A 10,565-nucleotide genomic window follows, 5' to 3' on the forward strand; every position below is an offset into this window, starting at 1 on the left:
TTGATCTGGTCGGTTAAACCAAATCGCCAGAACGCCGCCGCCTGCGTGTCCCTTTCCACTTCACAATGTCAAAGACCTACTTGGCGAGAACCAAGTCCGATGAAACGAAGCCCCATCGATCGGCTGGGGAGCGGCGATTTACGGATCGCCGATCCCTCTGTCAACCGGAACCTCGAAGGGTTTTCCCGCCGCCTGCGATCAATGATCGTAAGCGACAAAGCTCCGTCCGGGCCGCCGAGGCGAACCCCAAGGTCCAGACGAACCGACTGAGGGATGAGAATTTAGCGCGCCGCGCGAATTGTGCAAGCCCTTTCAGCGGCGTTGCACCACTTTCCCGCCGCGGGCCTCAGCCCGCGGCGATATAGGCCTTCAGGCTCTGGGCCTCTTCCACGGTCTCGGCGATCTTGGCCTTCACCAGGTCGCCGATGGAGAGAATGCCGACGAGCTTGCCCTTCTCGCAAACCGGCAGGTGGCGGATGCGGCGATCGGTCATGCGCGACAGGAGCGAGTCCACCGTCTCCTTGGGGTCGGCGTAGATGACATCGCGGGTCATGAAGGCTGAAACGGGCTGGTCGAGCACACCCGCGCCGCTGCGGACCAGGGCGCGCACCACGTCGCGCTCGGAGAAGATGCCAGCGACGCCGTCACGCTCGCCGTGGACCACCAGGGCGCCGACCCGGCGCTCGTTCAGCTGGTCGGCGGCGGCGGCGACGGTGGTGTCGGGACTGATGGTGAAGACGAGGTCGCCCTTCGCCTTGAGGATACCGGTGATCAGCATAGCATCGCTCCCTTGATCCGCACCTTGGTGGTGCTTGTCGTCCCGGGAACCTCCGCCAACCTGCGCAGTGTTGCAAGCATTCAACAGGTGCAGGCCTTCAAAAAGGCGCAGCCGCCGGAGCGGAGCGGCTGAACGGGCCGATCAGCAGCAGCCCGGCCGCATAGCCGAACAGGTGCGCCTCCCACGCGACAGGCGCCCCGCCGGAGCCCACGTCGATCCAGCGCAACGCCATCAGCAGGTTGATGAAGCCCCAGGCTGCGGCCATGCCGATCACCGTGCGCGAGCGGAAGGGCGCCAGGACGCCTCGCGCCGAGGCGCCCCGGCGGTCCAGCAGGCGTGAGGTGGCGCCCATCAGCCCGGCGATGGCGCCGGACGCGCCGACCAGCACGTCGGGGCGGCCCCAGTGCAGCAGGACATAGCCGAGCGAGGAGAGCAGGCCGCACACCAGATAGAAGGCGAAGAACCGCCAAGCCTGTCCGCGCCCGAACCAGCGCGCCACAGGCGTCCCGAAGGCCAGGGCGCCCAGCGCGTTCAGCAGGGCGTGGGCCCAGCTGGCGTGCACCACCATGACGGTGAGCAGGCTCCAGACCTGCCCCTGTGCGACCTGCAGGGGCACGAGGCCGAGCGCGGCGATCACCACGTCGGGGTCTGGCGACAGGCTCTGCAGCAGGTAGCCGCCCACGATGCTGGCCACCACCACCAGCACGGCGGCGGGCGCGTTGAACAGCGGCTCGGCGGCCGGGCGAGGCGTGGTCATGGGCGCACTATGCTTATTCCAGCCCCGCGGCGGGGGCGGCCTCGTAAACTTACCTCTTCTTTACGCCGATCTGGTTTGTTTCGGGACGGTTCGAGCGATCCGCCTCCTTTCATGGGCGGCCCACGCCCGGCCAGAGTGGGCCGTCAAGGCCGCGGCGACGCGGCTCAGCGGCTTCGAGTTCAGGGAGCCGACCGAGCATGTCACAGCGAGCAGGGCCTCCAGGATGGGCGGCGGGGGCGGTCGCCCTTGCGGCCGCCATGGTGGTCACCTCCGCAGGCGCGGCGCGGGCCCAGAGCGGGTCGAGCACCCTGTCGGGCTTCAGCCAGGGCTTCAACGGCGGCCTGTCCACCATCCAGGGCGCAGTCAACGTTTCGACGCGGGACGCCAACGGCAACCTGACCATCGTGGACGGCGTGACCCAGATCGGCTCGGACCAAAGCATGTTCGCCAAGGCCGGCAGCACCACCGGCGCCTCCGACGCCTATGCCGGCGCCGGCGCCATCGGGGGCGCCACGGCCATCGGCAACAACTTGAGCGTTAATGTCTCGGGCCAGTACAACACGGTCATCGTCAACTCGAGCCAGACCAATACCGGCGGCGTGTCGGCCACAACAACCCTGAACGGGAAGGTGAACCTCGATGGCGTTCAATAGCCTCGTGTCCATGGCCGTCTTGCGCCGTTCCAAGGTGCTGGCGCTCGCGGGCGCGGCCTCGGTCGCGCTGTCGGGCTGCATCTCGCCGGTGGCGGGGCCGTCCGGCAACTACGCCAGCCCCATCGGCGACGCGCCGGTCACGGCCAACCCCACGCCCTACTCCGCCGCGCTCGTCTGCCTCTCGGAGTACGCCCAGCATTATGGCGTACGGGCGCCACGCATCGCGGTCGGCCGCATCGCCGACTACACCGGCAAGGCCGAGGACAATGGCGGGCGCGAGGTCACCCAGGGCGCTTCGCTCATGGCCATCTCCGCGCTCGCCAAGGCCGGCGCGCCGCTGGTGGAGCGCTACGACACCAGCGTGTCGGAGCTAGAGCTCAAATACGCCAACAACAAGCTGATCTCCGACCAAGCGGAGGGTCCCGGACCCGGCGGACCGGGCGGGCCGGCGCCATTCCGCAAGATCATGGCCGGCCAGGTGCCGGGCTCCGACTTCTACCTGGTCGGCGGCATCACCGAGCTGAACTACAACATCCGCTCATCGGGCATCAACGGCCAGGGGGGCAAGCAGGACGCCACGCAAGGCACGGGCCTGCTGACCGGGCAGCTGTACGTGATGAACGTGGCGCTCGATCTTCGCCTGGTGGAGACCAAGACCATGGAGGTGGTCGACGTGGTCTCCTACCAGAAGCAGATCTACGGCCGCCAGGTGGGCGCGGGCCTGTTCAAGTTCTTCGGTTCCAACGTCATCGACATCTCCGCCGGCGAAGGCGGGCTGGAGCCGATCCAGCTGGCCGTCCGCGCCATGATCGAGCGGGCGACGGTGGAGATGATGTCCAACCTGTACGGCGCACCCGGGCCGCAGGCCTGCGTCGATCCCAACAACGACCCCATGGGTCCGCCCACCAACACCGGGCTCACCGGCGGCTACGTCCCCGCCTACAACAACCTGGATCAGAACAATGCGCACACACGTGAAGATCCTAATGGCTGGAACGGCGGCCGTGGCGGCCAGTCTGTCGCTCTGCGGGGTCGCTACTAGCCAGCAGGCGGACGGCGCGCCGGCGGCGGGCTCGAACACCTATCTGAACGACCAGGTGCAGCTCGGCGACGTGATCGCCGGGCAGACTCTGAACGTGCAGCAGGCGACCTCCGGCGCGAGCGCGGTGACGACTTCGGTCGCCAACGCGGTGAGCGCGGGCGCGACCAACGCCGACCTGGCCTTCCAGTCCAGCCAAGCCGTCAGCGGGTCGGTCGCGGCCAGCACCAGCGTGCTGGTGAACGGCGGCGGCTCGCCATACCTGATCGGCTCGACCTCGGCGACGGGCAACACGGCGACCGCCTCCACCTGCTGCGGGACGCTGTCTGGGACCTCGACCCAGAGCCTGACTGGGCCGGGCGTGGGCGCGACCAGCGACGCCTACCACGGCGGCTATGCGGCCACGACCTCGGTGGACGCCACCGCGCTCGGAAACACACAGGGCTGGAACACCAACGCCGGGGTGATCAACGCCGCCTCCAACCAGTCCAGCTATGGCGGGGTGACGGCGGTCAACACCGCCACCGTTCAGGCGACGGACGAGGCGAGCTACACTGCAACTGCAGTGGCCAACGACGTGGAGGCCTATGGTACGACCTCCCCGGTGACACTCAGCGTCAACCAGTCCCAGGCCGGCGTGACCCAGGCCCTGGCGGCGAACACCCAGGACTACGGTGGGGATGCGGCGTCAACCACCTCGGCTGTGGCCAACAACTTCAATGTCTATTCCGACAGCTACGGCAACTTTATCGACGCGACGCAGAGCAATACGGGCGCGGTGAACGTCTCCAACAACCAGACGGTGGGGACCTGGTACGGCACGACGGCGACCACCGGCTATGGTGTGGGCAACAGCACCGTGGTGGCCAACGCCGGCTCCTACACTCAGGCCACCACCGACCAGAACAACGCCGGCGGCATCACGGTGAACGCCAGCCTCTACGGCGGGTCGCTGGGCGACGGCGGGAACGCCTATGTCAGCGCCACAGGCGTCGGCAATGCGGTGAGCGGCTATGCCTGCGCCACCTGCAACGGCACGATCAGCGCGCACAACAAGCAGGTGAACTCCGGCTCGGTGCATGCAGGCGCCGCGCTCACAGCGCAGAACGTCACCACCGCCAGCGGGGTGGCGAGCGCGGTGGGCAACACGGCGACCTACGACGTGGTGTCGTCGGGCAGCAACTGACAGCTTATCCTCCCTGCAAAGCTCCCGCTTCGCAGGGAGGATAAAGCGGATCAGAACGCGCTAGCGACGGGACGCTTGCCGCTCCACATGCGACGCACGAAGCCGTCCCGCATCGGCTGAACCGGCGCGCCCCGGGTGGCCAGCTTCTTGTCGATGGCCTTCAGCACCATCCTGGCCGACCAGCGGTGGGCGGTGAAGAAGTCCGCCGCCATCGGACCTGCGAGCGGCACGGCGGTGATCCCCGTACGGCCGAGGAGCAGCGCTCCGCACTGGGCCAGGGTCGTGAGCGGCACACCCGCGCGGACGCCCTGGTACAGGATGTAGCCGCCGGCCGCAGTGCTGTAGACCTCGCCTATGCCGGGCAGCCAGGCGAGCACGCCGTCGAGGCCGAGGCGCAGGCCGCCGATCTTGACGAGCCCGTCGGAGAGCTTGGCGACCTGCTCAACCCGGCGGCGGATGTCCTGCAGTTCCGATACGGTGGGCTCCAGCACGGCGATCTCCTTCAGCGCTGAACTACACATCTATGCGCAAGGCATAGATGGGGAGCTATAGCCGGGCCGCAATGCGCACCTGCTTCCGCCTCATCCAATCTCCCACTCATCCCGGCGAATGCCGGGACCAGATCATAAGGCGCTGGGGGTGGAACGTTGCCCGCGCTCTAATATCTTGCAGGCCAGCCCCATAATCCGGGTCCCGCCATTCGCCGGGATGAGCGGGGATTTGAGCTGATCGGCCTGTCCTACAGGGCCGGCTGGGCCGTCACCGTGCCCTCCGGGATCGCCTTCACGTCGGTGAAGCCGCCGAGCGACAGGCAGTCCTTCAGTTCCTGGTCGATGATGTTCAGCGCCTTGGTCACGCCCTTGCCGCCGTTCGCCGCCAGCCCATACATCCAGGCGCGGCCGCTAAGGCAGGCCTTGGCGCCGCGCCCCATGGCCTTGACGATATCGAAGCCGCTCCTTAGGCCCCCGTCCCAGAACACTTCCACTTGGTCGCCCACCGCGCGCGCGATCTGCGGCAGCACTGAGATGGTGGAGGGCGCGCTGTCCAGCTGACGGCCGCCGTGATTGGAGACGATGATGGCGTCCGCGCCCAGGTCCACGGCGCGTTGTGCGTCGTCCACCCGCATGATGCCTTTCAGGATCAGCTTGCGCGGCCACAGCGAACGGACCCAGGCGATGGTGTCGGTGTCGATTGAGTTGTCCAGGCCGTTGTTCACCCACTCGGCCAGCGGGATCACCCACTTCGCCTCTGGATGCTCGGGAGCCATGTTGGCGAAAGTCTGCGACTTGCTGGCCAGCATCCGCACGGCCCAGGGCAGGTGCAGGGCCATGTTGGCCACGTTCGACGGCATGAGGTGCAGCGGCGCCACCAGGCCGTTTCGGTTGTCCGCCCAGCGCTGGGAGTGGACGTGCACGTCCAGCGTCATCACCAGGGCCGAGCAGCCGACTGCGTCCGCGCGCTCGATGACGTGCTGGTTCACCGCGCGGTCCTTCATCATGTAGAGCTGCTGCCAGAAGGGCGTCTTGGTGGCCTTGGCGATATCCTCCATCGAGTTGATGGAGAACAGCGACAGGCAGAAGGGGATGCCGAACGCCTCCGCCGCCTGGGCGGCCGCGATCTCGCCGTTCGGCCATACCATGCCGCACATGCCGACCGGCCCCATGGCCATGGGCATGGAGGCCTTGTCGCTCACCATGGTGACGGCGGTGTCCAGCTTGGACACGTCCACCATCACATGTTCGTTCAACGCCAGTGCGTTCAGGTCCTCGCGGTTGCGGTGCAGCGTCAGCTCGTCATAGGCGCCCCCGTCCACATACTGGAACACCGCCTTGGGCAGCTTGCGATGCGCGCGGTCGCGCAGGTCGCCGACGTTGACGATGACGCTCATGGGCGGGTCTCCGGCATTCTATCCTCCCCTGCGAAGCGGGGGAGGTGGCGCGGCGCGGAACGCGCCGTGACGGAGGGGGCTCCCCCGGCGCAGCGGTGGGCTTGACGCCCCCTCCACCCCGCTTCGCGCGGTCCCCCTCCCCCGCTTCGCAGGGGAGGATAAACTCGAGTGGTCCTCACAGCTCGCCCCTCCGGGCCAGCGCCTCGATCCGGTCGGCGATGCGGAGCGCGAGCGCCTGGATCGTCAGGGACGGGTTCACAGCCCCGGTGGTGGCGAACAGTGAACCGTCGCAGACCCACAGGTTGGGGATGTCCCAGGACCGCCCGTCGGCGTTGACCACGCTCGTCTTGGGATCGTCGCCCATGCGGCAGGTGCCCATCAGGTGGCTGGTGTCGTCGTTGTCCCAGAGGTCGTAGCCGCCCGCGGCCTCCAGCATCTGGCCCATGAACCGCTTGGAGTGGGCCTGCAGCCGCCGGTCGTTGTCGGAATAGCTGAAGCTCAGCTTGGGGATCTTCAACCCGTACGGGTCGACCTCGTCGGCCAGGGTGACGGTGTTGCAGGCGCGGGGCTCGACCTCGGCCACGGGTACGAAGCCCGCGGTGTGGTTGTACTTGGCCATCTCGCGCTGCAGCTCGGCGCCCCAGAGGCCCCGCCCCGCCAGGGTCTGGCCCCACTCCCGCGCCAGCGGCCCCTGGCTCATGAAGGCGTAGCCGCCGTGGAAGTCCTTGCCCTCGTCTGTGTAGTTCCAGTGCTCGGTGACCGCCATGTTGGGCGGCCCCTTGTTCCAGCGGATGTCCTCGTCGAAGGTGGCCCAGACCCCCGGCCCCGCATGGGTGGTCAGGTAGGCGCCCACGCATCCGGAGCTGTTGGCCAGCCCGTCCGGGTGCCTTGACGTGGCGGAGTTCAGCAGCAGCCGCGGCGTCTCGATGGCATAGCCGGCCACCACCACGTTTCGGGCCTTCTGCACCCGCCACTCGCCCTCGCGCTGGAAGCGGACGCCGGTGACGCGGGTCCCGTCGGTGTTGGTCTCGACTTGGCCGACCATCGCCATGTCGCGGATTTCCGCACCGGCCGCCACCGCCCGGGTCGCCCAGACCACCAGCGCGCTCTGCTTGGCGTTGGTGGAGCAGCCATAGTGGCACCAGCCGCGATAGACGCAGGGCGGGCTCTTGCCCCGGGGCGCCGATACGGTGGCGAGCGGCACGGCGCACCACTTCACCCCCAGCTTCTCGGCCCCGCGGGCCAGGATCAGCCCCGGCGCGTTCACCTCGTGCGGGCGGTAGGGATAGGGTCCGCGCGGCGGTCCCCAGGGATATTTGACCGGACCCGAGACGCTCAGCGCCTGCTCGGCCTGAGCATAGTAAGATTCCATCTGCTCATAGGTGACGGGCCAGTCGACGCCGTAGCCGAGCTTGGTGCGGGCCTTGAACCATTCCGGCCGCCACCGCAGCGAGATCATGGAGAAGTGGACGGTGGAGCCCCCCACCCCCTTGCCGCAGTTGTTGCCGGCGAGCGCGATGGGGTCGTCCCCGCCGGTGATGCGCGGATCGGTCCAGTAGAGCATCTCCGAGGCGCGCTCGTCGGAGACGAAGTCGTCCAGGGGCCGCCAGTAGGGGCCGGCGTCGAAGCAGACGACGGAGAAGCCCTTCTCCGCCAGCCGCGCGGCCAGGGTCGCGCCGCCGGCGCCGGCGCCCACGATGGCGAAGTCGACCTCTTCGCTGTCGGCATGGCAGCGCATGGGGACCCAGCCGTCGGGCGTGAACACGTCCGGGGCGCGGCCGTCCCGGGCGCGGGGCGCGGTAGGGGCGGTCATCGCTGGGTCTTCCCGCTTCTCCGGGGCTTGCCGTCGGCCCGGACCTCGCGCGCCTCCCATGGATCGTGCTCGTTCAACCCGATCCGGACATAGCCCCGCGGGCTCGCCGGCCCGCCGAAGCCCATCTCGCTCTGGGCCTGCGGGTGGGCGTAGTAGACCCCCACCACCCCCTTCAGCAGGATGTCGCCGAAGAACCGCTTGGCGTCCATGCCGCGCCACAGGGCGGGATCGACCTCGCCCTTCTGGATGCGCTTCAGGAAAATGTCCTGGGTCTCGGAGTCGAGTTCGGCGAAGGGACGGACATAGGCCGCCTTAGCCTCCGCCTCAATCGCGGCCAGGCCTTTGCGCCAGGCCTCAAGCGTCGGCGGCATGCCTTCGATGCGGAATCCCTCAGTGTCGCCCTCGAACAGCTCCTTGTCTATCCACGGCGTGATGGGAATCGAGCCGCCGCGCTCAGGCGTCGGCGCCAGCCGGCTGGACAGGGCCTCCAGCAGGTCCCACTCCGTCTGGGTGAAGAAGCGCCGGCCGGGGACGGCGTGCAGACGCTGGGTGAGGACGGCGCGCGTCTTGTCGTCGAACGAGACGCTGCTCCACTTGTCGAGGATGTCGTAGTCCGGATAGCGCTCGGTCATGACTTGTCTTTCTCCTCCCCGGCTGCGCGCGGGAGGGGAAGATGTAGCGCGTTCATAGCTCGCCTCGGGCGGCCAGGGCTTCGATGCGGTCGGCGGTGCGGAGCGCCATGGCCTGGATGGTCAGGGACGGGTTCACCCCGCCGGTGGTGGGGAAGATCGAACCGTCGCAGACCCACAGGTTCGGGTGGTCCCAGGTGCGGCCGTCCGGGTTGACCACGCTGGTGCGCGGGTCGTCACCCATGCGGGCGGTGCCGTTCAGGTGGTTGGTGTCCTGCTCCTGGCGGAAGATGTCGGTGGCGCCCGCACCCTCCAAGCAGCCCTGCATCTGGTCCATGCTGTGGGCGATCAGCGCCTTGTCGCCCTCGGTCCAGCTGTAGGTGATGCGCGGGATGCGGAGGCCGTATTGGTCGACCTCGTCGGCCAGGGTGACGGTGTTGTGCTCCGAGGGCAGGCCCTCGCCCACCACCTTCATGCCCACCATGTGGTTGTAGTCGAGCATGGCGTGGCGCAGGTCCGAGCCCCACAGCCCCTTGGCGCCCACCTGGATGTTGGCCCATTCCTGCGGCATCGGCCCCTGGCTCATCAGCGTGTAGCCGCCGGGGAAGTCCTTGTCGTCGCAGTAGTTCCAGTGCTCGCTGACGCACAGGATAGGCGGCCCCTTGTACCAGCGTGACTCCGCCTTCGTGCGGCCGAACACGCCCTGGTTCGGCTGGGTCATCAGGTACTTGCCGACCAGGCCTGAGCTGTTGGCCAGACTTTCCGGGGCGCTCGGGCAGGCGGAGTTCAGCAGCAGGCGCGGCGTCTCGATGGCGTAGCCGGCCACCACCACGTTCTTCGCCCGCTGGAAGCGCCATTCGCCCTCGCGGTGGTAGTGCAGGCCGGTGGCCCGGCCGCCGGAGCCGAGTTCCACGCGCCCGACCATGGCCAGGTCGCGCACCTCGGCGCCGGCCTTCAGGGCGCGGGGTATCCACACCACCAGCGCGCTCTGCTTGGCGTTGGTGGAGCAGCCGAAGCGGCAGAAGCCCCGCTGCACGCAGGGCGGCGACTCCCCGCGAGGGGCGGAAACGGTGGCGAGCGGCATGGGCGCCCACTTCATGCCCATGGACTCGCAGCCAGCGGCCATCGCCTGCGCGCAGGCGTTCATCGGGTGCGGGCGATAGGGATAGGCTGGCCGCGGCGGCCCCCAGGGGTAGGACAGCGGGCCGGAGATCGACAGGGCGTGCTCGACTTGGTCGTAATAACCCCACATCTCGCGCCAATTAACCGGCCAGTCCGCACCGTAGCCGAGCAGGGTGCGGCTCTTGAAGTGCTCGGGCCGGAAGCGGAGCGAGACCATGGCGAAGTGCACGGTGGACCCGCCCACGCACTTGCCGGAGTTGTTGCCGCCCATGACCAGCGGGTCGGCCCCGTCCACGATCCGCTCGTCCAGCCAGTAGAGTTTGGACTGCGCCTCTTCGTCCGACGCGAAGTCCTCCAGCGGGCGGAAGAAAGGGCCGGCGTCGAAGGCCACCACGGAAAAGCCCTTCTCCGCCAGCCGCGCGGCGAGCGTGCCGCCGCCCGCGCCCGTGCCGACGATGGCGAAGTCGACCGCTTCGCTGTCGGGGTGCTGGCGCATGGGAACCCAGGCGCACTCGCGGAAGACGTCGGGCGCGCGGCCGTCGCGGGCGCGCGGGGTGTCCGTTTCGGCAGCCGAACCTCGCAGAGGGCTCATCTCCTCCCCTGCGAAGCGGGGGAGGGGGACGACGCGTAGCGTGGTGGAGGGGGCGTCACCGCCGCATCACGCCTAGACACCGCGACCGCGGCGACGCCCCCTCCGTCA

Annotated in this window: 10 protein-coding genes; 3 read left to right on the forward strand and 7 right to left on the reverse strand. The window is 68.5% G+C overall.

Annotated elements, in window-relative coordinates; genetic code table 11:
• Positions 1 to 346: 346 nt before the first annotated feature.
• Both HUV06_RS11505 and HUV06_RS11510 read right to left on the reverse strand, forming a co-directional pair.
• Complete coding sequence (locus HUV06_RS11505) at positions 347 to 778, reverse strand: CBS domain-containing protein (RefSeq protein ID WP_174301408.1); 432 nt, start codon at positions 776 to 778, stop codon at positions 347 to 349.
• 97 nt (positions 779 to 875) lie between these two features.
• Positions 876 to 1,535 carry a rhomboid family intramembrane serine protease gene (locus tag HUV06_RS11510; protein WP_174301409.1) on the reverse strand — a complete coding sequence of 220 codons (660 nt, stop codon included), beginning with the start codon at positions 1,533 to 1,535 and terminating at the stop codon, positions 876 to 878.
• A gap of 197 nt (positions 1,536 to 1,732) precedes the next feature.
• On the opposite strand from HUV06_RS11510, the gene hfaA reads away from it, so the two are divergent.
• Genes hfaA through hfaD form a run of 3 tightly spaced genes read left to right on the forward strand, consistent with a single transcriptional unit; the run spans position 1,733 to position 4,413 of the window.
• Positions 1,733 to 2,188: a holdfast anchoring protein HfaA gene (hfaA, locus tag HUV06_RS11515; protein WP_174301410.1), complete on the forward strand. Its 456-nt coding sequence runs from the start codon at positions 1,733 to 1,735 to the stop codon at positions 2,186 to 2,188.
• Positions 2,175 to 3,230, forward strand: coding sequence for a holdfast anchoring protein HfaB (gene hfaB / locus HUV06_RS11520; RefSeq protein WP_371811074.1), 1,056 nt, complete (start codon positions 2,175 to 2,177; stop codon positions 3,228 to 3,230). Before hfaA ends, hfaB begins: the two co-directional genes overlap by 14 nt.
• Positions 3,151 to 4,413: a holdfast anchor protein HfaD gene (gene hfaD / locus HUV06_RS11525; RefSeq protein ID WP_217433807.1), complete on the forward strand. Its 1,263-nt coding sequence runs from the start codon at positions 3,151 to 3,153 to the stop codon at positions 4,411 to 4,413. The genes hfaB and hfaD overlap by 80 nt, the downstream gene beginning before the upstream one ends.
• Before the next feature lie 50 nt (positions 4,414 to 4,463).
• Here hfaD and HUV06_RS11530 read toward each other — a convergent pair whose 3' ends face one another.
• From HUV06_RS11530 to HUV06_RS11550, 5 genes are all read right to left on the reverse strand, one after another.
• The gene (locus tag HUV06_RS11530; RefSeq protein ID WP_174301412.1) at positions 4,464 to 4,934 is read right to left on the reverse strand and encodes a DUF4112 domain-containing protein; all 471 of its coding nucleotides are present in this window, start codon (positions 4,932 to 4,934) and stop codon (positions 4,464 to 4,466) included.
• Between the two features lie 218 nt (positions 4,935 to 5,152).
• Positions 5,153 to 6,301 (reverse strand): alpha-hydroxy acid oxidase, encoded by a 1,149-nt coding sequence (locus HUV06_RS11535; RefSeq protein WP_174301413.1) that lies wholly within the window; start codon positions 6,299 to 6,301, stop codon positions 5,153 to 5,155.
• A gap of 175 nt (positions 6,302 to 6,476) precedes the next feature.
• A complete protein-coding gene (locus tag HUV06_RS11540) occupies positions 6,477 to 8,114 on the reverse strand; it encodes a GMC family oxidoreductase (protein WP_174301414.1) in 1,638 nt (545 codons plus the stop codon).
• Positions 8,111 to 8,746 (reverse strand): gluconate 2-dehydrogenase subunit 3 family protein, encoded by a 636-nt coding sequence (locus tag HUV06_RS11545; RefSeq protein ID WP_174301415.1) that lies wholly within the window; start codon positions 8,744 to 8,746, stop codon positions 8,111 to 8,113. Before HUV06_RS11545 ends, HUV06_RS11540 begins: the two co-directional genes overlap by 4 nt.
• A gap of 52 nt (positions 8,747 to 8,798) precedes the next feature.
• A complete protein-coding gene (locus tag HUV06_RS11550) occupies positions 8,799 to 10,457 on the reverse strand; it encodes a GMC family oxidoreductase (protein WP_174301416.1) in 1,659 nt (552 codons plus the stop codon).
• Positions 10,458 to 10,565: the final 108 nt, after the last annotated feature.

The sequence above is a fragment of the Caulobacter sp. S45 genome (assembly GCF_903642205.1).
Classification (GTDB): Bacteria; Pseudomonadota; Alphaproteobacteria; order Caulobacterales; family Caulobacteraceae; genus CAHJWH01.